The 19,903-nt window shown below is 71.8% G+C and carries 15 protein-coding genes and 3 rRNA genes (1 of these 18 only partly in view); 8 read left to right on the forward strand and 10 right to left on the reverse strand.

Features of this window, described 5'->3' with window-relative positions:
- Positions 1-143 precede the first annotated feature (143 nt).
- The 3 genes from WMF33_RS23675 to WMF33_RS23685 form a co-directional block, all read right to left on the reverse strand.
- Positions 144-371, reverse strand: a complete 228-nt coding sequence (locus tag WMF33_RS23675; RefSeq protein ID WP_020736672.1) for a hypothetical protein — start codon at positions 369-371, stop codon at positions 144-146.
- Between the two features lie 767 nt (positions 372-1,138).
- Positions 1,139-2,728 carry an IS1182 family transposase gene (locus tag WMF33_RS23680; protein WP_437339243.1) on the reverse strand — a complete coding sequence of 530 codons (1,590 nt, stop codon included), beginning with the start codon at positions 2,726-2,728 and terminating at the stop codon, positions 1,139-1,141.
- A gap of 84 nt (positions 2,729-2,812) precedes the next feature.
- Positions 2,813-3,205, reverse strand: a complete 393-nt coding sequence (locus tag WMF33_RS23685; RefSeq protein ID WP_437339244.1) for an addiction module protein — start codon at positions 3,203-3,205, stop codon at positions 2,813-2,815.
- A 258-nt stretch (positions 3,206-3,463) separates the two neighbouring features.
- Between WMF33_RS23685 and WMF33_RS23690 the strand changes: the two genes are divergently transcribed.
- From WMF33_RS23690 to WMF33_RS23715, 6 genes are all read left to right on the forward strand, one after another.
- On the forward strand, positions 3,464-3,697 hold the full coding sequence (locus WMF33_RS23690) for a hypothetical protein (RefSeq protein WP_437339245.1): 234 nt from the start codon (positions 3,464-3,466) through the stop codon (positions 3,695-3,697).
- Positions 3,694-3,870: a hypothetical protein gene (locus WMF33_RS23695; protein ID WP_437339246.1), complete on the forward strand. Its 177-nt coding sequence runs from the start codon at positions 3,694-3,696 to the stop codon at positions 3,868-3,870. Before WMF33_RS23690 ends, WMF33_RS23695 begins: the two co-directional genes overlap by 4 nt.
- 65 nt (positions 3,871-3,935) lie before the next feature.
- The gene (locus WMF33_RS23700) at positions 3,936-4,184 is read left to right on the forward strand and encodes a hypothetical protein (protein WP_437339247.1); all 249 of its coding nucleotides are present in this window, start codon (positions 3,936-3,938) and stop codon (positions 4,182-4,184) included.
- Between the two features lie 30 nt (positions 4,185-4,214).
- A complete protein-coding gene (locus tag WMF33_RS23705) occupies positions 4,215-5,465 on the forward strand; it encodes an alpha/beta fold hydrolase (RefSeq protein ID WP_437339248.1) in 1,251 nt (416 codons plus the stop codon).
- 270 nt (positions 5,466-5,735) lie between these two features.
- A complete protein-coding gene (locus WMF33_RS23710; protein WP_437339249.1) occupies positions 5,736-7,340 on the forward strand; it encodes a hypothetical protein in 1,605 nt (534 codons plus the stop codon).
- A gap of 43 nt (positions 7,341-7,383) precedes the next feature.
- Entirely contained in the window at positions 7,384-8,136 is a 753-nt protein-coding gene (locus WMF33_RS23715; RefSeq protein ID WP_236644730.1) for an ABC transporter ATP-binding protein, read from the forward strand.
- A gap of 311 nt (positions 8,137-8,447) precedes the next feature.
- Here the strand turns inward: WMF33_RS23715 and WMF33_RS23720 are convergent, their stop codons facing one another.
- Complete coding sequence (locus WMF33_RS23720; RefSeq protein WP_437339250.1) at positions 8,448-9,386, reverse strand: LpxL/LpxP family acyltransferase; 939 nt, start codon at positions 9,384-9,386, stop codon at positions 8,448-8,450.
- 364 nt (positions 9,387-9,750) lie between these two features.
- Here WMF33_RS23720 and WMF33_RS23725 point away from each other — a divergent pair, with 364 nt between their 5' ends.
- Entirely contained in the window at positions 9,751-10,389 is a 639-nt protein-coding gene (locus tag WMF33_RS23725) for a response regulator (protein ID WP_061622272.1), read from the forward strand.
- Positions 10,390-10,463: 74 nt separating this feature from the next.
- Here the strand turns inward: WMF33_RS23725 and WMF33_RS23730 are convergent, their stop codons facing one another.
- Both WMF33_RS23730 and WMF33_RS23735 read right to left on the reverse strand, forming a co-directional pair.
- Positions 10,464-10,736: a hypothetical protein gene (locus WMF33_RS23730; protein ID WP_061622273.1), complete on the reverse strand. Its 273-nt coding sequence runs from the start codon at positions 10,734-10,736 to the stop codon at positions 10,464-10,466.
- A gap of 289 nt (positions 10,737-11,025) precedes the next feature.
- Positions 11,026-12,360 (reverse strand): hypothetical protein, encoded by a 1,335-nt coding sequence (locus WMF33_RS23735; RefSeq protein WP_437339251.1) that lies wholly within the window; start codon positions 12,358-12,360, stop codon positions 11,026-11,028.
- A 722-nt stretch (positions 12,361-13,082) separates the two neighbouring features.
- On the opposite strand from WMF33_RS23735, the gene WMF33_RS23740 reads away from it, so the two are divergent.
- Positions 13,083-13,379 (forward strand): KGG domain-containing protein, encoded by a 297-nt coding sequence (locus tag WMF33_RS23740; RefSeq protein WP_061622275.1) that lies wholly within the window; start codon positions 13,083-13,085, stop codon positions 13,377-13,379.
- A gap of 156 nt (positions 13,380-13,535) precedes the next feature.
- On the opposite strand, the gene WMF33_RS23745 is transcribed toward WMF33_RS23740, so the two are convergent.
- From WMF33_RS23745 to WMF33_RS23760, 4 genes are all read right to left on the reverse strand, one after another.
- Positions 13,536-18,464, reverse strand: a complete 4,929-nt coding sequence (locus WMF33_RS23745) for an Lhr family helicase (RefSeq protein WP_437339252.1) — start codon at positions 18,462-18,464, stop codon at positions 13,536-13,538.
- A 678-nt stretch (positions 18,465-19,142) separates the two neighbouring features.
- A 5S ribosomal RNA gene (rrf, locus tag WMF33_RS23750) occupies positions 19,143-19,259 on the reverse strand.
- 208 nt (positions 19,260-19,467) lie between these two features.
- Positions 19,468-19,584 (reverse strand): 5S ribosomal RNA (rrf, locus tag WMF33_RS23755).
- 136 nt (positions 19,585-19,720) lie between these two features.
- Positions 19,721-19,903, reverse strand: a 23S ribosomal RNA gene (locus WMF33_RS23760) (it continues 2,825 nt past the right edge of the window).

Genomic DNA, 19,903 nt, shown 5'->3' on the forward strand with positions numbered 1-19,903 from the left:
CGCGTGCCGATGCCGCAGCCGGCCATCGGGATGCGCCGAGGTGGCCAGATGGGCGCGGAGGACGGAGAAGGGAGCGCGGCCGGTTGTTCTGCGTGTTCCGCGTGACGGCTGGCGTCACCGCCGGCGCGGCCGGAGGCGCTGGGTCAGCTCCGGAGGTGCGAGGAGGCGTCGCGGTGGGCCTTGTCCTCTTCCTGGAGGATCGAGAAGACGAGGCCGGCGCCGATGATCGGCAGCAACCAGACGAGCTGCGCTTGCCAGACCTTCTGCTTGGGCTCGTAGACGCGGCTTCGGAAGACGCGCACGGTGACGTAGATCTGGAAAGCGAGGAGCGCCGCGATCGCGGTGCCGACGAGGATATCGAAGGGCGTCATGGGTGGACCGCGGACCAGCCTAGCCATGAAGCGCCCCCCCGCAACCCGGCGACGTCCACGGACGCGATTTCGTCCCCGGCGGGCACGATGCCGACGCGGGTCGCGGGCGCGGATGGGTCTGACGGGTGGCCGTGAGCCCGCCGTGGGCCGCCGTGGGTGAGGTCGAGGGGATCTTCGGCATCCCGGTCTGGAGGACGAGCGCAACGGCGGCGCCCGCTCGCCTGATCTCCGGGCAGGCCGCCAGGGCCCACCCGGGTTGCGGGACGCGTGGTGCGAGAGCGCCGAGAGGCTAGGCGGGCGCGGGCCTCGTCGTCGAGCTGTCAGGATCGCCGCTCGGCGTCAACGCGGAGTAAGGCGTCTTACTGGAATCGCCACCTGATGGCACCTTGAAGTAAGGTTTCTTACTCGAATCGCCACCCGGCAGCGCTTCGCCGCATTCCAACTCGCGCTGAGCGCCTACCGGTGGCACCTTTGGGTAAGGCATCTTACTCGAATTGCCACCCGGCGGCGCTTCGCCGCATTCCAACTCGCGCCGAGCGCCTACCGGTGGCACTTTCAAGTAAGACAACTTATGTCGATACGCCGCCAGGGGGCGCCTGCCGCATTCCAACTCGCGCCGAACGCCTCCCGGTGGCACCTTCGAGTAAGACAACTTACGTCGATACGCCGCCAGGGGGCGCCTGCCACATTCCAACTCGCGCCGAGCGCGGCTACGGCTCGTTTTCCTAGAACGCCGAACATGTTGAAAATCGTCTGATTTCAATAAGTTACGCAGCCTCCTGGATCAGCCGCTGGGCCGCCTCGAGATTCTGGATCGCTGCGGCGCGCCGGAGGTCGAACAGGTTTCTCCTGGCGCCGATGTAGCGCGCGCTGTGTCCTTTGCGCGCCGCGATGTGAGCAAGCGCATGCTCCACAGCTGTCCGCTGCCGGAGCACGGCGCGTCCTGGCCCGGTCTGCTGCAACTTCCGGAACTTGCCCTGCAGAGCTTCGTCCTCGGCGATGGACACAGTCCGTCCTCGCCCCGAGGCAGCTTGCGTGCACCTGGCTCGGAGAGGGCACGCGCCACACTCCTCGGGATCGAACTCGACCGTGTCACCCGGCTCGAACACCTCGACCTGTCCCGCTGGACACGTGATTGTCTTGGCGCGCAGGTCGATCTTGAAGTCGCGCTTGCTGAACAAGTCGGGGCTTCGCGCCCGCTGGCCCCAAGGCTTCGAGAACACCTGGCCGCCCGCGCGGATCACGTCGTCAACGACGGGACTGTTTACGTAGGCGCGATCAATGTGGAGCTCGACCAGGCGCAGCCGCTGATGCTGGACGTCCTCGGCGATCGGTGCGGCCCCCTCTTCTTCTGGCCGATTCGCAGGCGTGACCGCGCAGGCGACAATGACGGGAAGGTCAAGGTCGCGCGCTATGTGCTCCTTGTAGCCGTCGAACCGCTTCGAGCGGCTCTTGCGGCCGTGGCGCATCTCGGCGTCCTCAATGGAGACACGGCGGTCAGGCGCAACACCTTGCCGGATGCGAACGGTCCCATCCTCGGCTGTCTCCAAATCCTGGTCTCGAACCTGTGTGACCGCATCCAGATAGGTACGAAGCGGCTGCTCGACGACGTCGTCCAGATGGCGGTCGACCCACTGCTGCAACGACGAGACCTGCCGCTCCAGGATCTGAATCGCCGCCGCCTTCTGTTTCGGGTCGCTCCAGTCGAGATCGAGCCCGGCCTTGATGCTGCGAGCCGGAAGCAGCGGGATGCCCGCCTTGCGGCAGATCTCCTCGGCCGGACGCTCGGTGATCTTCGACACGACGCGGACGATGCTGCGTGAAGCATGGCCGAGCAGGTTGATCGTGTCTTCAACCCGCCCGGCCCCCGCTAAAGGGCGGCTATCGATGGCCACCCGCAGCGCTTTGGATACCGCACGCCTCTCGGCCTCCGTCATCGCGCCGGACCGAACCAACGCCACGGTCCGCTCCAGCAGCACCCGGTCCATCTCGTGCGCGACCATCCGCTCTCGGAACGCCTGCAGCGCGCCCTGCGAGAACGGGGGCGTGGCCGCACCCAGGCAGCCGAGCACCATCTGCCAGCGCAGGTCGACGACGGTCAGCTCCACCGCCTCGGCATCCGATGCGCCGACGTAGCCTTGGAGCAGCGTCACCATGCACATCAGCGCCGGCGGATGCGGTGACTCTCCTGCCCCCGTCGTCCGGTACATGCCTTCCAACTGCTCCTGGAACGTCTCATCGAACAGCTCGTGCCGGTGCAGCCTGAGAAAGCCGAACAGTGCTCTCACGCGTGTCAGCCGCTTCATCAGCGCCTGCTCCTGCCGCGACAGCTCCACCGGCGGCGACCATCGTTCCATCCGTGTACCTCCGGTCGCGGACGAGATCATGGCCCGGGCGAGACGGTCGAGCCTTCCATCGAGCCGACCGGAATTATCACAAAATCAACCTGATCGGTCCTCTAGGCATTCCCGAGGCCGACCAGATCCGCCAGATCCAGCAGCGCTACGGCATTTCGCGCTGAGCGCGCACACGACAGAAGGGAAACGGCAGCCTCGTCCATCTCGGCCTGGCCGTCGACACCAACGACGATCGGCCAGGTCAACGAGCGCCCAGTCGCGCGAGCACCCGCGCCCGGACCTCGGCCCACGCGTTCCCCCCGCTGCCCCGTCGCGCACCGCCTGCTCCCTGCGCTCCAGCTCCTCGAGCCACGCAGCTTTCCAGGCATCGTCGTACGGCTCCTGGACGCTGGCGAGCAGCTCGGACACGATCCTGAGGCGCTCTCCTTCGGGAAGCGACAGCGCGGCAGCGAGGATGTCCCGGGTGGGATCAGCCATTGGGGTGTCCAGCGTACCTTGGCTTGCACCCCAGATCGACCCGTCGAGCCACGCCGGGGCCAGCTCAGCACGGCAGCGCCATTACGCCCTACCTCGTCAATCGTGCCGGAGGATTGGCCAGACGACCCCTTCCGCCCGCATTCGTCCGTCCACCCCTGGCCCCGCCCGGCGGGCGACGGCCCCTCGGCGCTACCGTCCGCTCCGTCCGGCGGCCTCCGGCCCATGGACGTTCGACCCCCGCTGCCGCATCTTACGTGAATGCAAGCGCTCAAGATCCAGGTGGTCGTGGACGATGCCATCGTCCACGCCCTGCCCGCCCTCTCGCCGCTCCGTGGGCAGCGCGTCGAGCTCATCGCGCTCGGCGAGGCGGAGCCGCCGGCCGGTGTCGCGCCGGTCGCGGGCGGCTTGCGCGGGCAGTTCGAGATCAAGGACGACTTCGATGCACCGCTCCCTCAAGACATCCGGCGCGCGTTCGAGGGAGACGAACGTTGAAGTGGCTGCTCGACACGCACGCCGTGATCTGGTTTGCCGCCGATCCTGGACGCTCGCGACGGGAGGTCGTCGATGCGATCGAGGCGCCTGGAGCCCAGGTATCGATCTCGGCCGCCTTCCCACTGCACAATCGCGATTCGCTCGATCGAATGCTGCTGGCGCAAGCCCGGTGAGGAGACGCAACATTCGTCACGTCCGATCACCTGCTGCATGCCTACCAGACGCCAATCCTCTGGGCATGTCCAGGAAGGCTCACAAGCTCGACGCCAACGTCGCTGAAGACCGCCGTATCGCCTTCACGCTTCCAGAGGACTTCCCTCCTGGGCTGGCCGAGGTGATCGCCCTCGCCGCGACCGCCGAGCCGCCCACGGAGCGCAGGCGGGTGCGGGTGCTCGGGTCGCTCGCCAGCGCCGCCCCGCCGCCGCTCGACGTCGGCCCGATCGCCGACGCGCTCGCTGATGTCCGCGGGGCGAGAAATCCCGGCTGAGCTCCGCAACCCGCGTACTACAGTGCGCCCGTGCCTCGACCTCGACCTGGCCCCCGCGCCCGGCGCACCTCGACGCCCGCCCCTCCCGGCCTCCGGCGCCTCCGCGCCGCGCTCGTCGCCGCGCTTGCCGGCGCCGCGGCGTCGCTCGCGGCGGCGTGCTCGGCGTGCTCCACGCCCTCCTCGAGCGTCGACGGCGGCGACCTGCTCGGCGTCTTCGAGCGGGACGCCGGCGCAGCCGCGGCCGACGGCGGGCAGCCGCTGCCGACGGCGCGACAGGACGCCGGCGCCCGCGCCGCCGGTCCGGCGAGCGCGGCCGCGACGCCGCAGAAGCCGCCCGCGGCGAGGCCGCCCAGCGAAGGGAGCTGCGTCGCCGAGCAGGGGCGCCCGGGGCGAGAGCTCCGCAAGACCCTCGGCAGGCCGCCGTGCCGCGGCGCCCAGGTGCTGGAGACGCGCGACGCCGAGGGATCGCCCCGCTACGCCTGCGTGATCGCGCCGAGCGGCGTGGAGACGCGCGCGCCGCTGCCGCTCATCGTCTTCTTCCACGCCGACGGCGACAACCCGACGAGCGTCGACAAGGAGACCGGCCTCCGCAAGCTCGGCGCCACGTGGAACCTGACGGGCGACCCCGCCCACACGGGCTTCATCGTGCTCGCCCCCCAGGGCCGCGCCTTCAAGACGCCGAGCCAGGCCGAGCGCGAGCGCGGCACGAAGACGTACACGCCGATCGCGCCGTTCGACGTCGAGTTCACCGGCGAGGACAACGTCGACGTCGCGACCGTCGACGCCTTCGTCGACCAGCTGCTCGAGAAGAAGCTCGTGGACCGGCGGCGCATCTACGCGCTCGGCGCCTCCTACGGTGGCCACATGGCGGCGACGTACGCCATGATGCGCGCGGACCGCGTCGCGGCGTTCGCCACCTTCGGCAGCGACGCCCCGCCCGCCGAGTGGGCGTGCCCCGGGCCCCCGCCGCCCGCGATGGCGATCTACCGCGCCTGCGACGACATGTTCTCGTGCGAGTCGGTCGAAAGGTGGCTGCGCGCGCGCGACGCGGCCTCCGCGCAGACCGGGTTCCTGCGCCTCGACGAGGCCAGCAGGGACGAGCCCCACTGCGCGCTCAGGAACCGCTGCTCCGCCAAGAAGGGCGCCATCAACCACGCGCGCTGGCCGAAATCGCGCGAGGCCGATCTGCTCCGCTTCTTCGCGGGCCACGTCCTGGCGATCGGCGCGGACACCCCGGCCGCCGAGCGCCCCGCGACACAGACGGGCCCCGCCGGACGCTGACCGGCGGACGCGAACACGCGCTGGCCAGCGCACCCGCACGCCGCTCGACGCAAAGGCTCGCTGACTGGCGCCGCCGCGCGCTCAACGAATGCAAACGCGCGCTCAAGGACGCTGATCGGCGCCGAATCCGCACACTCGAACGCTGACGCCGTAAGCGCACGCTCTCACTGCTCATCCCACGTGCGCGCCGGGCTCTTCTGCACGTCGACACTGCAACGTTGCGGTGCGGCGTTGAGCGGAGCCGGCGTGTTGTCGTAGTGTTGCTCCCCGATGTCTGCTCAGGTCCAGTCCATCCTCACCCCCTTGCCGGTCGGGATGTCCGTCCCCCCCGGCACGCTCCGCGCCGAGATGGAGTCGCGCCGCGCGACCGGTCGCCGCTTCGACGTCCGCGAGGCCATCGGCCTCGTCGTACCGCTCTGCACGCAGCTCCACGAGCTGCACGCGCAGGGGCGGACCATGTTCGTTCACCCCTCGTCCCTCGGCTACGGCGCGGGCGGCGCGCTCCAGCTCATCGAGGAGCTCGCGCACACCGCGCCCCTCCTGCCGCGCGACCGCGCGTGCCTCGCGCCCGAGGAGCGCAAGGGCAGCGAAGGCGACGCGCGCGCGAGCGTCTTCGCGATCGGGGCCATCCTCTACGAGCTGCTCACGAACAGCAGCGTGGGCCCAGGGATGCGGCGCCCGGCCGACGTGGTCCCCGACCTGCCGCCCGCGCTGGAAACCGTGCTCGGCAAGTCGCTCGTGGCCGATCCGAGCCACCGCCCGGCGGACCTCGCCGCCCTCGCGCAGGCGCTCTACCAGATCGCCCCGGCCGCCTCGGAGCAGCCGCCGAGCGCCGATACGTCGCACCTCGACGGCGACGGCGACTTCGAGGTCGACATCAACCTCTCCATGATGCCGCCGAACGGCCACCCCGAGGAGCCGCGCGTCCCGTCCGCGCCGTCCCTGCCGAAGATCCAGGCGGTGACCGGGGACGGGCCGTTCGCGGTCGCGATCCCGGTCCACCAGCCGCCGCGCCTGCGCGGCGACGATCCGACGCGCAAGCTCGCGGATCTCAAGGCCGCGCTCGAGTCCGATCCGCGGCCGCGGTACGTCGTCATCAAGGACGGCATGGACCACGGGCCGTTCTCGTCCGTGGAGCTGCTCCAGCAGATCGCGTCCGGCTCCTTCACGGGCGACCAGGTCCTGCGCGACACGTTCTCCGGGGACGAGCGCGCGATCCAGGACTGGGAGGAGTTCGCGCCGTTCGCCGAGCAGGCGAAGCTGAACCGGGACATCGTGCAGGAGAAGCGCGCGCTCGACGCCGTGGTGACGGCCGAGAAGCAGGGCACGCAGTACAAGGCGCTGCTCGGGATGGCGCTGATGGGCGTGATCCTCGCCGCGGGCGCGGGCTGGTGGTACCGCGAGCGCAGCCACAAGGAGCGGGAGCTCGCCGTCCAGGGCGCGACCGACCGCGTCGCGATCGAGGTCGACGCGGGCCTCGACAGCGCGAAGGCGGCGGGGCGCGCCGGCGGCGGGGCGCGGCCGAGCGGCGGCGGCAGCTACCCGACGCTCGGCGGCGGCATGAGCTGTGAGGCGGCGCAGGCGCGCTATGTCGAGGAGTACAAGCTGGGCAACAACGGTCCGGCCGATCTCACGGCGGGCGCCTACGGCAACGTGCTCAACCGCGGCACATACCTGAACGCGTGCGGGGTGCCGTCGACCATGGAGGTGAACGTCTGCGCCGCCGTGCAGAACGGCCGCGCGGTGGGCGTCACCATCACGACCAGCCCGTCGAACCCGGGCATCGCGTCGTGCATCGCCGGGCAGATCCGCGGGATGTCGTTCCCGTCCCATCCGCGGCTCGATGTGGCCCGGACGACGTTCTCCTCGAAGTAACCGGGGTAGGATGCGGGGGCGCACGCCCCCCTCCGCGGCGGCCGTGTCCACGCGACCGATGATCCAGATCGAGCAGCTGACGAAGAGCTTCGGGGGCATGCCCGTCCTCCGGGGCGTCGACCTCGACGTGCCCGCCGGCTGCCTGTACGGCCTCATCGGCCCGGGCGCGTCGGGCAAGAGCGTGCTGCTCAAGATGATCACCGGGCTCCTGCGGCCGGATCGGGGGCGCGTGATCGTCGACGGCAAGGACGTGCACGCGCTGAGCGAGCTGGAGCTGCAGACGTTCCGGCTCAAGTTCGGGATGCTGTTCCAGAACAACGCGCTGTTCGACTACATGACCGTGGGGGAGAACATCGCGTTCCCGCTGCGCCGGCTCTACGACCTGAGCGAGGAGGAGATCGAAGAGCGCGTCGCGGAGCGGCTCCGGGTGGTGTCGCTCGCGGGGTTCGAGGAGCGGACGCCGGCGGGGCTGTCGGGCGGCCAGAAGAAGCGCGTCGGCGTGGCCCGGGCGACGATCGCGCGGGGGGAGATCGTCCTCTACGACGAGCCGGCGGCGGGGCTGGATCCGGTGACGTCGCAGCGGATCTTCGATCTGCTGCGCGCGGAGCAGCGGGCGATGAACGCGACCGTGGTGATGGTCTCGAGCGACCTCGATCGGCTGCTCACGGTCACGGACCGGGTGGGGATGCTGTACCGCGGGAGGCTCATCTTCGACGGCACCACCGAGGAGGCGAAGGCGAGCGACGATCCGCGCGTGCGGCAGTTCGTCCACGGGCTGACCGAGGGGCCGCTCTAGGGGTCTCCTGTCGCGCGGCGCGGCGGGGAGGTCTTGCAGAGCTGCCCGGCCGCAAGAGAGACCGCAAGGGCGCAAGGGGCGCAAGGGAACAGAGATGGGATTATATTCTTCTCTTCCCCTTGCGCCCCTTGCGCCCCTTGCGCCCCTGCGGTCCTCTTTCCATGAGCCGATTTTAGCAGGACTTCAACGTGATCTGCGTTCTAGGCGTGCCAGCGTGGCTTTTACGATGATTGAAAGGGATCATCGACGCTGAGACGGATGAGCGGGGACGGGGCTCGACACCTCGCTTTGCACACCGCGCCTCGGGGGCTTCACCCCCCATCACGCGGAGAGCCGCTCTCCGCCGGGGCGACGGGGCCTTCGCCGGTGAAGTGGAACCACTGCGTGGGGTGGGCCCGGACGAAGCGCTCCATCGCGGCCATCATCTCGGCCGCCGCGCGGTCCCGCTCCTCCTCGGTCGGACGGCGGGGGAGCCAGATCGGCGGCGCCACGACCGCCTCGTACTCGAGGAACCCCAGGCGATGCGTGAACACCGGCAGGATCGGCGCGCCGCTCAGCGCGGCCAGCGCGATCGGCCCCTCCGGCGCGCGCCAGCGGGCGCCGAGGAAGGTGACCTCCCGGCTGCGCATCCCGGGCGGCACGCGATCGAGCTGCATCGCGACGACGCCGCCGCGCTGCAGGTGCTTGAGCAGCGGCAACGCGTCCAGCGGCCCGTCGCCGATGTGCACCACCTGGACGCCATCGCGCTGCCGCGCCGCGTCCTGGATGGCGCGCGCCTCGGCGTCCCGTTCGCGCTGCATCGCCAGCATGACACCCCCAGGGTGCACCACGCCCAGGATCTGGCCGGCGATGTCCCAGCCACCCGTGTGCGCCGTGACGATGAGGACACCCCGGCCAGCCGCAGCACACGCGTGGTAATGCTCGACACCCCGGGAACGCCGCTCGACCGTGTAACCGCGGCCGCTCGCGAGCAGCAGCGCCTCGGTGATGCAGCTGCCGTAGGTGGCGAACACCGCGGCGCTGTCGAGCACGTCGGCGACGCGCGACCTCGGCCCGCGCACCCGGCGCAGGTTCTCCTCGACGCGGCGGCGCAGCTCGGGGAGCGCGGCCGCGAAGAGCACCCCGAAGACCGGAGGGCTGTGGCGCACCCAGGGCTCCGGCCCGCGCGTGACGCCCGCGGTGAGGGCGCGACGCCAGAAGGCCGAGTCAGGTCGTAAACGGGAGAGGAGCGCGCCGCGCAGACCAGGCATGGGGCCGCCTATCTACCGCAAACATAACGGGCGAGGGAGAGGCATCGACCCAGGGCCGCACCGCCATGACTCGACCGGAGCAGCCGGCGCCGCGGCCGACAGGGCCGCCCGGGGCTCGCGCGACGCCGCGCTCCCGGACGAGGTTGCGAGGGCCGGTGCGCCCACGCCCGATCGACGACGTTCCAGGCGACATCGACCGCCGCGCCCGATTGACCTCCTCGCTCGTCCAAGGCGATTGCGCGAGGAGCCGCGCGCGGCTCTCAGACATGACATCGCGCTCTCCAGGCGCTCCCTTACGTAGAAAACAGGTTCATGGAGCACAAAGCATTCTGTTACAAGGCCCTTTGGCAAGGGGGGATTCGACATGAATATCCTGCTCGTCGATGACCAGAACGTCGTTCGGGAGGCGCTCGCGCACGCGCTCGCATCGCAGCCAGGGGTGAGCGAGGTCGTTCAAGCCGGAAGCGGGCAGGAGGCGCTCCGGGCGCAGCAGAGCCGCCGCTGTCAGGTGGCGATCGTCGAGCTCGGCCTCGCCGACCGCAGCGGCGTCGAGCTCATCCGGGAGCTCAAGAACATCGCGGAGCTCCGCGTCATCGTGCTCTCGATGCACCGGGACGAGTTCCGGGTGGCCGAGGCCATGCGGGCCGGCGCGGACGGGTACCTGTCCAAGCAGAGCCGGCTCGCCGATCTCACGGAGGCGCTGCGCACCGTGGCCCGAGGGCGCACGGTCGTGTCGCCCGACGTGAGCGCGGCGATGGTGCGCGCGCTCCAGCGCCGCGACGCCGCCGCCCAGGGAGACATGGTGGCCGCGCTGAGCGACCGCGAACGGCAGGTGCTCCGCCTGCTCGCGATGGGCCGCTCGGCCAAGGAGGTCGCCGCGCAGCTCTCGATCAGCGTGAAGACGGTCGAGACCCACCGGGCGCGCCTCTGCGCGAAGGTGGCGACGCACAGCGTGGCCGACCTGACCCGCCTCGCGGTGCGATCGGGCCTCGTCGAGGCGTAGCCCCCATCGAGGGCGAGCTCCCGGCGAGCGCCGGACGCCCGCGCGACGCGCCGCGGCGGCCACCTGGGCCACGGCTACGCCGCCGCGGTGGCGGCCCGCGGAGCGGCCCTGAGCGCCGGCAGCGTCTTTCCTATCAGCGCCGAGCCGATGGCGAACCCCGAGAGCGTGAGCCGCATGCGGAGCACGTCGACCATGCCCTGGCGATGGAGGACCGTCAGCGTGCCGCGGATGTCCCGGCGGCGAACGCGCAGCTTCTCGACGAGCGTCTCGAGGGTCTCAACGCGTCCTTCGCGCTGGGCAACGGCAAGCGCCTGCAGGAGAGTTGCGGCTAAAATTTTCTTGTCCATGAGAGCACCCTAAGAAGCGTCCCCATGGAGTGCCCAATTTTCGGTGACGATTTTTGATGCTGAAATGCCGCTCGCCCGTTGGAGGACGGGCCCTCCGGACTCTGCTCATCCTGCGCCCGATACCCACGTACGTGCCCTCAGGGAACACCAGGCCACGATGTGTTCAGCGGGCCGCCATCCGCGGGCCTCGCAGGAAGGACGCGCTCGACGCACGCGCGGGCGACCGCGCTCGTCGAGCGGGCCAGCGAGCCGCGGCGGCGGCGGGCCGCCGCGGCGCCGCGGAGGACGGTTACAGCTTGCCCCGCGTGTAGGCGCGCTGGAGCGTCAGCCTGGGGGGACCGGACGAGAGCTCGAACGCCTCCGGACGGCCGTCCGGCGCGAGGCTGCCCACGAGGCGCATGGGCCCGAGCGAGACCGTGACCGAGCCCGACGCGTCGCGGGCGTACTGGACGTCGACGGGCTTGGTCGGATCGACGGAGGGCGCATACTCCTGCTGCTTGAAGTCGAACGATCCCTTCTTCTTGAGGAGCCGGGAGAGCTCGGAGGCGGTGGCGACCGGCGAGGCGAGCCACGCCTTGGCCGAGGGGGTGAACGTCCCCTGGACCTTCTTGCCCTCGACCTCTCCCGAGTACTCGTATTGATGGTTCGCCTTCTGCGACAGCTCGATCCGGTGGTTCACCTTGCCCGCCGACGATTCGATCCAGACGCCTCCCTTGATCCGGCCCTGGGCGTCGATGAGCACGTTCGAGGCATCGTCCTCGATCTCCAGGGACTTCGGGTCTCGCGGCAGGAGGGTGGCCGAGCGCGAGAGCCATCGGCGCTGGCCGCCCTCGTCCTCGAACAGATCGCTGGTCTCGAAGCCGATAGGGGCCTTGTCGATGCGCAGGATCAACGTGTCCGTGTACTCGGATTTCGGCGCAGCGCTCTTCGCGTCGAACGAGTCGAAGATCCCCTTGGCGAGCCGCTCGAACGTGCGGACATACCCGACCTCGTCGTGCAGGCAGGCGATGGGGTGCGCCCGGTCCGCGTGCAGCGCGATCTTGAGCAGGCCGGCCGCCTTCCCGGCGGCGGTGGGGGCGAGATAGAGGGCCTGCACGAACACCGCGGGGCTCTCCCGGTGCACGCTGACCTCCCAGGGCACGACGCGGGAGACCTCCACCTTGGCGGGATCGAGAAGCTCGATGAAGTTCCTTATCACCTCTCCCGAGTCGAGCATCGTGTTGTAGACGAAGCACTCGACGGCGCTGTCCGTGCCGAGGGGGATGGTGATGGCGACGAGCTTCTCCTTCGGCTCGATCTTCGGCTCCCCTGCCCCGAACGCGCGCGCCGACCAGTCCGCGGCGCGGACCTCGCGGACAGGGAGGTCGCCGGCCTCGCGGGCGAGCGCCTTCTCGAGATCGAAAGGCGCCTGCGCCGCGGGCTCGGGGCCCGGCGCAGGCGCCTCCGCGGGCGCCGCGCCGGTGGACCCGCCGCACCCGGCGAGGAGCGAGAGGGGCAGCGCGAGGAGGCCCGCGCCGCGCACAGCGCCCGGAGCACGGCCGCGCGCGCGGCGGGGCGAGGATGTCGTCATCGGTGAGATGAGCCGGCCGTCGTCGAGCCGAGCCCCCGGGATCGAAAGCGCCATCGTGAGGATCTCCTGCACGCCACCCCGGCTGCCCGCGACGACCCTCCACGGGCCGCAGGCGCCGAAACGATGATGCAGCGCAACAAAAGCGGCAGCGGCCTCGCGATGTCAAGACGCGACGCACCAGCGTCGCCTCCCCCTCTCGCGACACACACGTGTCAAGGACCTTCGTGGCCGAGCGAGACAGAACCATATTGATAAAAATAAACAGTATCACAAGAACCATTCGACGGAAGCGCGCGCGCCGGTGGGGCGCTCGAACACGCTGGATTTCTCGCTCTCATCGCCGCCGTGCTCGGGAGATGCCCTAAGCGGGCACGGAGCTCCCTGGAGATCTCATGTGGGTGATAGGTCAACTCGCCGGCTCGTGCCGATGAGCCGAGACAGACCATCGGCGAATTGCAATGAGAAAATCAGAATGCGCGATGCGTCATTTCGAGGGGCGCGGCGGCTGAGCCCGCGCCAGTTGGGGCGCCTACGCACGTCCGCACGCACAGTGAGGCAGTTTGCCGCATCGCCCCGTCGGTGGATGCGCGTGTTGCCCGGGTGGTCACCGGTTGTCCGGCCTCGACGCTTCGTCGGTTTCGTCCGAGCGCTCGCGCATGGCACCCGCGTTGCAGCAACGTCCAGCGTTGCCGGCAACGCCGGTGGGATGTGGCTACGCAGCAGGTAGTCACGGTCGTCGAGTGACGTTCACGTTGCAATCAATGCGAGGAGTGATCATGGGACAGAGCACCGAGACCAAGCGTGGCTTCGCGGCGATGAACGCGGAGCAACAGCGCCTGATCGCGAGCCAGGGCGGCAAGGCGGCGCATGAGAAGGGCACCGCGCACGAGTTCACGTCCGAGGAGGCGCGCGCAGCGGGCCGCAAGGGCGGCGAGGCCGTCAGCCAGAACCGCGAGCACATGGCCGAGATCGGGCGCAAGGGCGCCGAGGCGCGCAGCCAGGGGAACGGGAACCGGAGGAACCGCGTCGCGAGCCAGCAGATGAAGGCCGACGAGCAGCCGCAGCAGGGCTGAGCCGTCCCAGCGCGCCGCTCGAGATCCCTCCAGCGCCGCAAGGACCACGAAGAGCCGCCGAGGAACCACGAAGGGTCCGTCCCTTCCCGGTTGCTCGGCGGTCCTTTTTGGCAATCACGCCCGGCGGACAGCGCGCGCGGTCGACGCGCGCGACCGTCACTCGGGGCCGTCGTCCATCCCCGCACCGTCGTCGAAGTCGTCGAGATCGAGGTCGCCGTCGTCCAGCGCGCCGCCGTCGGCCGCGCGCGCGCCGGCCTCGGCCGCGCTGGCGGACGCCATGCGCCATCCGCCGGCCGGAGGCCCGGCCGGCCACGAGCGCAGCCCGGGCGGCGGCTTGAAGCCGTCGACCTCGTCCTCGGGCGCGTCGAGCCCCGCCGCCGCCGCGCGGCGGGCCCAGTCGGGCGCGTTCGAGGGCGCATGCCGCGGCCGCCACGGCCCTCGCTCGGCCGTGGGCGCGCGCTTGAGGTAGCCGTGCGACCCGGAGGTGAAGCCCACCTCGGCCAGCGCGCGCGAAAGCGGGGAGCTGTGCGCCGGCTCGCCGTCGATCGTGGCCACGAGCACCGCGCGCCGCCGCCCCTCCGCGACGAGCCCCGCGAGCGCCGACGCGATGGCGTGGATCGCCGCGCCGCGCTCCGGCTCGGCCTCGGGCAGGAACGTGGTGAGGCTCCGCTCGGTGCGGCCCATCCACGCGAGCAGCCGGCCGTCGTGGAGGATCACGAGGGCGCCGGCGGCCCGCTGCGGGCGGACCGGGCCGCGGACCGCGCCGTCGGGCGCGCCGCCTTCGCGCGCGGCGAACTCGGGCCAGCGGACGGCGGCGCCCCAGGGGCTCGCCGGATCCGTGGCCGCGAGGACGAGCGTGCGCGGATCGTCGGACGGCTCGCGGCAGGCCCGGAGCCGATCGTCGGCCCCGGGCACCGCGAACTGCGCGGCGCCGAGCCCGGCGACGAAGTAGCCGCGCCGCGCCTGACCGGCCTCCTCCATCGCGCGCAGCACGTCGTACACGGCCGAGAAGCCGCCCGCGAGCCCCTCGACCGCCGCCGCCTCACGCGTGAGCACGCCGTGGCGCTCGAGCAGCGCGCGGGCGAGCGCCGCGCGGCGCTCGGTCTCGCCGGGGGCAGCGGGCGCGCCGGGCGGGCCTGCCGGCGCACCGGGGGCGCCGGTAGGCGCGCCGGCGCCAGTCGGGGCGCCGGGGAACGACAGCAGCGACCAGCGACCTTCGCTGCCCGGCGGGCCGATCCGGCGCGCCCGCAGGCCGGAGAGGCCGCGGCCCGGCGCGGGGCGGTCGCGGTCGCGGCGCCGGCCGCTCGAGCGCGACTCGCGGCCGAGGGCGCGCAGCGGGGCGAGCGTGTCGTTCGTGACCTCGCCGGCCCACACGAGATCCCACAGCGCCGCGAGCAGATCGGCGCCGAAGGCGCCGGTCTCGCGCGAGAGATCGGAGAAGAAGAGCGCGCCGCGGCGGGCGAGCGCGGCGCGGATGCCCTCGGCCAGCGGGCCCTCGGCGCGGCCGGGCGGCGCCGCGAGGTACGGATACGCCTCGGCGAGGTAGAGCGCGACGCGGCCGTCGCCGTCGCCGACCGGCTCGACGCCGCGCCAGAGCACCTCGCCGGCCGCGCAGAGCGCGTCGAGATCGCCGGGGCGGTAGCCCTCGACGCGGGCGGGCAGGATCTCGGCCTCGAGGGCGGAGGCCGAGAGCGGCGCGCCCTGGAGCTGCTCGAGCGCCGCGAGCAGGCCGTCGAGGCCACGGCGGCGGCGGTGCAGGTTGTGCCAGTCGGCGAGGAAGCGCGCGTAGGCCTCGGGCGGGACCGGCTCGACCTCGGCGCGCAGCCGCGCGAGCGAGCGGCGCTTCAGCGAGCGCAGCACCTCGGCGTCGCAGAACTCCCGGCCGCGGCCGCCGGGGAGGAACTCGCCCTCGACCACGCGGCCCCGGTCCGCGAGCCGCGCGAGCGCGGCCAGGACCGGCGCGGGCCCGAGGCCGAAGCGCCGGGCCACGTCGTCGGCGCGGAAGGGGCCGTGCGTGCGCGCGTAGCGGGCGACGAGCTCGCCGAGCGGGTCGGCGGCCGGCTCGAGGAACGCGATCGGGAGGCCCGGCGGCGGCACCACGCCGAGCGCGTCGCGCAGCCGGCCCGCGTCCTCGGCGGCGGCGATGCGGCGCTCGCCGCCGAGCTGGACCTCGATGGCGCGCCGGTCGCGGAGGAGCTCGTCGATCCAGGCGGCGGCGCGCTCGCCGGCCGCCTCGGGCGGCTCGTCGGGGCCCGCCGCGCGCCGGGCGATCTCGTCTCGCGTGAGGTCGCCGAGCGAGAGCAGGAGATCGTGCGCCTGGTCCTCGTGCTTGAGCGGCGCGCGGCCGTCGAGGCGCTGCAGCGACGCCTCGAGGGCCAGCACGGCGTCCGCGTCGAACAGCTCGCGCAGCTCGGCCTCGCCGAGCAGCTCGCGCAGGCGGGCGTGGTCGATGGCGAGCACCTGCGCGCGCCGCTCGGCGAGCGGCAGGTCGCCCTCGTAGATGAAGTTGCCGGCGTAGGCGAAGAGCAGCGTGGCCGCGAACGGCGAGGGCGCGCGGACGTCGACCGTGAGGACGCGGACCTTGCGCGCGGCGATCTGGCGCAGGAGGTCCTCGAGCGCCGTGAGGTCGAAGACGTCGCGCAGGCACTCCCGGTAGGTCTCGAGCAGGATCGGGAACGAGCCGTAGCGCGACGCGACGGCGAGCAGGTCCGCGGCGCGCTTGCGCTGGGCCCAGAGCGGCGAGCGCTTGCCGGGGAACTTGCGCGGCAGGAGCAGCGCCCTGCCGGCGCACTCGCGGAAGCGCGAGGCGAAGAGGGCGGTGTCGCCGAGGCCGCGGACGAGCAGGTCCTCGACCTCGTCGGCCTGCGGCAGGAGCTGCTTCGCGTCGGGGGGCGACTCGGACTCGGGCAGCCGGAGGACGACGCCGTCGTCGGTCCATACGGTGTCGACGGCGAGGCCGAGCTCGAGGCGGCATTTCTCGGCGATGCAGGTCGACAGCGGGGCGTGCACGCGGCCGCCGAACGGCGAGAGGAGGCAGATGCGGTAGTCGCCGACCTCGTCGACGAAGCGCTCGAGGACGATGGCGCGGTCGCTCGGGACCTCGCCCGTGGCCGCGGCCTGGTCCCGCACGTACCGGACGAGGTTCCGCGCCGCGCGCTCGTCGAGGCCGTGCTCGCCTTCGAGCGCGCGCTCGGCGTCGCCGTCGGGCAGCGAGGCGAGGCGGCGCGCGAGGGCGCCGATGGAGGCGCCGAGCTCCGCGTTGCGCCCGGCCTGGTCGCCGCGCCAGAACGGCATCTTGCCCGGCTCGCCCGGCGCGGGGACGACGAGGACGCGGTCGTGGGTGATGTCGGTGATGCGCCACGAGGAGGCGCCGAGGAGGAAGACCTCGCCCTCGCGAGCCTCGAAGACCATCTCCTCGTCGAGCTCGCCGACGCGCCGGCCGGGCCGCGCCGCGTCGCCGCCGGAATCGAGGAAGACGCCGTAGAGGCCGCGGTCGGGGATGGTGCCGGCGTTGACGACGGCGAGGCGCTTCGCGCCCTTGCGGGCGCGCACGGCGCCGCCCACGCGGTCCCAGACGATGCGGGGCCGCAGCTCGGCGAACTCGTCGGACGGGTAGCGGCCGGAGAGCATGTCGAGCACGCCCTCGAAGCTCGCGCGGGGCAGGTCGGCGAAGGGCGCGGCCTTGCGCACGAGCGCGAAGAGCGCGTCGACGTGGAGGGTGTCCATCGAGGCGATGGCGACGATCTGCTGGGCGAGGACGTCGAGCGGGTTCCTCGGGTAGAGGGTCGCCTCGACCTTGCCTTCGCGCATGCGGGACGCGGCCGCGGCGCACGCGAGCAGGTCGCCGCGGTGCTTGGGGAAGACGACGCCGCGCGACGTGCCGCCGACCTCGTGCCCGGCGCGGCCGACGCGCTGGAGCCCGGCGGCGACCGAGGGCGGCGCCTCGAGCTGGATGACGAGGTCGACGGCGCCGAGGTCGAGGCCGAGCTCGAGCGACGAGGTCGCGACGATGCACGGCAGGAGGCCGGCCTTGAGCCGCTCCTCGATCTGCTGGCGCTGCTCGCGGGCGATCGATCCGTGGTGGGCGAGCGCGATCTCGGCGCCCGCGGTGTCGTTGAGGGCCGCGGCGAGGCGCTCGGCGAGGCGCCGGCTGTTCACGAAGATCATCGTGGTGCGGTGGGCGCGGACGAGCTCGACGAGGCGCGGGTGGATGCTCGGCCAGATCGAGCGCTGCGCCGGCTCGGCCGGCCCCTTGAGCGGGCCCTCGCCGGCGCGCGCGGCCTCGGCGAGCTTGGTCATGTCCTCGACGGGCACCTCGATGCGGAGCTCCAGCGCCTTGGGGGCGCTCGCGTCGACGATGGTCACCGGCCGCGGCGCGAAGCGGGCGCCCGCGCCCTCGATCTCGCCGCCGCCGAGCAGCCGCGCTACCTCGTCGAGCGGCCGCTGGGTGGCGGACAGCCCGATGCGCTGCATGGACGCGGGCGCCGATCGGAGCGCCTCGAGCCGCTCGAGGGACAGGGCCAGGTGCGCGCCGCGCTTCGTCGCGACGAGCGCGTGGATCTCGTCGATGATGACGGTCTCGACGGCGCGCAGCCGGTCGCGCGCGTTGGCGGTGAGGAGGAGGTAGAGCGACTCCGGGGTGGTGATGAGGATGTCCGGCGGCTTCTTGGCGAGCCGAGCGCGGTCCTCGGGCGCGGTGTCGCCGGAGCGCACGCCGACCTGGGGGACCCGGTACGGCAGGCCGAGGCGCTCGGCCGCGGCGGCGATGCCGGCGAGCGGCGCGCGCAGGTTGCGTTCGACGTCGATGGCGAGCGCCTTGAGGGGCGAGACGTAGACGACGCGGCAGCGCTCGGCGGCATCCGGCTCGGGCGAGGCCATGAGCCGGTCGATGGCGGCGAGGAAGGCGGCGAGCGTCTTGCCGGAGCCGGTCGGGGCGAGCAGCAGGGTGGAGGCGCCGTCGAGGATGGGAGGGAAGCCCAGGGCCTGGGCGGGGGTGGGCGCGGAGAACGCTCCGCGGAACCACGCCTGGGTGGCGGGGTGGAAGCGGGCGAGCGGATCGGGCGTGGAGGAGCGTTTCTTGGCCATCGGCGGCGTTGCGCGGCGCATGAAGCCAGCTGACAGCTGGGCGCGGCGCATCGTCGCGCCTGACTTCATGCGGCCCCTTGTTGAGCGGGCGGCTGCGGGCGATGCAAGAAGCCATCCCTCACGGGGGGACCTGGCGCAACCGCTCGTTCAGGCCCGGTCAGCGAGGCGGAAGGCCACGGGCGCATTGCCTCGAAGGCGGCCATCCTGCCGGGAAGGAAGAGAGGTGCTTCCGAGCGGCACGGGCCGGCGGGTGGGACCACACGGCGGGGGCGGGCGGGCGCTGGCCATCCGCCAAGACCGTGGCGCGGGAGCTTACGCAGGGAACACCACCCGGCATGTCTCCCTTCGGGCCATGCCCCCTGAGACGTCACGTCGCGCGCCACACAAGGCGCGCCTGAGACCTCGAGCCCCCTGGAACCTTATGGCACCTCGGTCGGTGCTCAGCGCGCCCGCCCGCCCCCGCCGTGTGGCCCCACCCGCCGGCGCTCAGCGCCTGGAGGTGTGGGTGGGGTGCAGACGACCCCCGGGGCCGTTTCGATGGACGCCGGGGCCCCTGGACGGCGCGGACCGGGCCGCGCGGGAGACGGGCGGCGCGGAGGACGGGCCGCGCCTGGGCCAGGTTTCAAAGCACAAAAAAAAACCTGCGCACGGTTTGCACCATGCGCAGGTTCAAAGAAACCCCGGCGGCGTCCTACTCTCCCACCAGGTTGCCCTGGCAGTACCATCGGCTCCAAGAAGCTTAACTTCCGAGTTCGGTATGGGATCGGGTGTGACCTTCTCGATATCACCACCGGAAACTTGTGGCACGTCCTCCCCGTGGGGGGGACGCTCGGCGGAGCCCGCTCTTCGCGGTGCTCCAATCCGGGCCATTCTTGTTGCGCTGCTCGCGGCCCGAGTTCCGGGCTCGGCGCGCTCGCTGCTTGCCCCGGGTCCAGCTCGCGCTGTAGACCCGTGGCAGAAAAGGCCTGCGTGCGACAAAGCCGGCACGCAGGCTCAAAAAAAATCCCGGCGGCGTCCTACTCTCCCACCAGGTTGCCCTGGCAGTACCATCGGCTCCAAGAAGCTTAACTTCCGAGTTCGGTATGGGATCGGGTGTGACCTTCTCGATATCACCACCGGAAACTTGTGGGTGCGTCCAATCGGAACCCCGCGGAGCCCGCTCTCGCGGCGCTCTACTCTTTTACGCAGGGCCAGCTGTGTCACGCTGCTCGTCACCCGAACTCCGGGCGCGATGCTTCGATGTTTGCCTTAGAAGTATGGTCAAGCCGCACGACCTATTAGTACCGGTTAGCTCCGCCGATTGCTCGGCTTCCACACCCGGCCTATCAACCTCGTGGTCTACGAGGGGTCTTTAGGGGCCTTGCGGCCCGGGACACCTAGTCTTGAGGCCGGCTTCCCGCTTAGATGCTTTCAGCGGTTATCCGTTCCGTACATGGCTA

This window comes from Sorangium sp. So ce394, from assembly GCF_051474665.1.
GTDB classification, from domain to species: domain Bacteria; phylum Myxococcota_A; class Polyangia; order Polyangiales; family Polyangiaceae; genus Sorangium; species Sorangium cellulosum_D.

What these genes read in the sequence shown, in the direction of transcription:
- WMF33_RS23700 (WP_437339247.1), top strand. Translation starts at nt 3,936, where the DNA reads ATGTCCAGGAAGGCTCACAAGCTCGACGCCAACGTCGCTGAAGACCGC.
- WMF33_RS23685 (WP_437339244.1), bottom strand. Translation starts at nt 3,205, where the DNA reads ATGGCTGATCCCACCCGGGACATCCTCGCTGCCGCGCTGTCGCTTCCC.
- WMF33_RS23690 (WP_437339245.1), top strand. Translation starts at nt 3,464, where the DNA reads ATGCAAGCGCTCAAGATCCAGGTGGTCGTGGACGATGCCATCGTCCAC.
- WMF33_RS23680 (WP_437339243.1), bottom strand. Translation starts at nt 2,728, where the DNA reads ATGGAACGATGGTCGCCGCCGGTGGAGCTGTCGCGGCAGGAGCAGGCG.
- WMF33_RS23720 (WP_437339250.1), bottom strand. Translation starts at nt 9,386, where the DNA reads ATGCCTGGTCTGCGCGGCGCGCTCCTCTCCCGTTTACGACCTGACTCG.
- WMF33_RS23745 (WP_437339252.1), bottom strand. Translation starts at nt 18,464, where the DNA reads ATGGCCAAGAAACGCTCCTCCACGCCCGATCCGCTCGCCCGCTTCCAC.
- WMF33_RS23725 (WP_061622272.1), top strand. Translation starts at nt 9,751, where the DNA reads ATGAATATCCTGCTCGTCGATGACCAGAACGTCGTTCGGGAGGCGCTC.
- WMF33_RS23740 (WP_061622275.1), top strand. Translation starts at nt 13,083, where the DNA reads ATGGGACAGAGCACCGAGACCAAGCGTGGCTTCGCGGCGATGAACGCG.
- WMF33_RS23735 (WP_437339251.1), bottom strand. Translation starts at nt 12,360, where the DNA reads ATGGCGCTTTCGATCCCGGGGGCTCGGCTCGACGACGGCCGGCTCATC.
- WMF33_RS23730 (WP_061622273.1), bottom strand. Translation starts at nt 10,736, where the DNA reads ATGGACAAGAAAATTTTAGCCGCAACTCTCCTGCAGGCGCTTGCCGTT.
- WMF33_RS23710 (WP_437339249.1), top strand. Translation starts at nt 5,736, where the DNA reads ATGTCTGCTCAGGTCCAGTCCATCCTCACCCCCTTGCCGGTCGGGATG.
- WMF33_RS23675 (WP_020736672.1), bottom strand. Translation starts at nt 371, where the DNA reads ATGACGCCCTTCGATATCCTCGTCGGCACCGCGATCGCGGCGCTCCTC.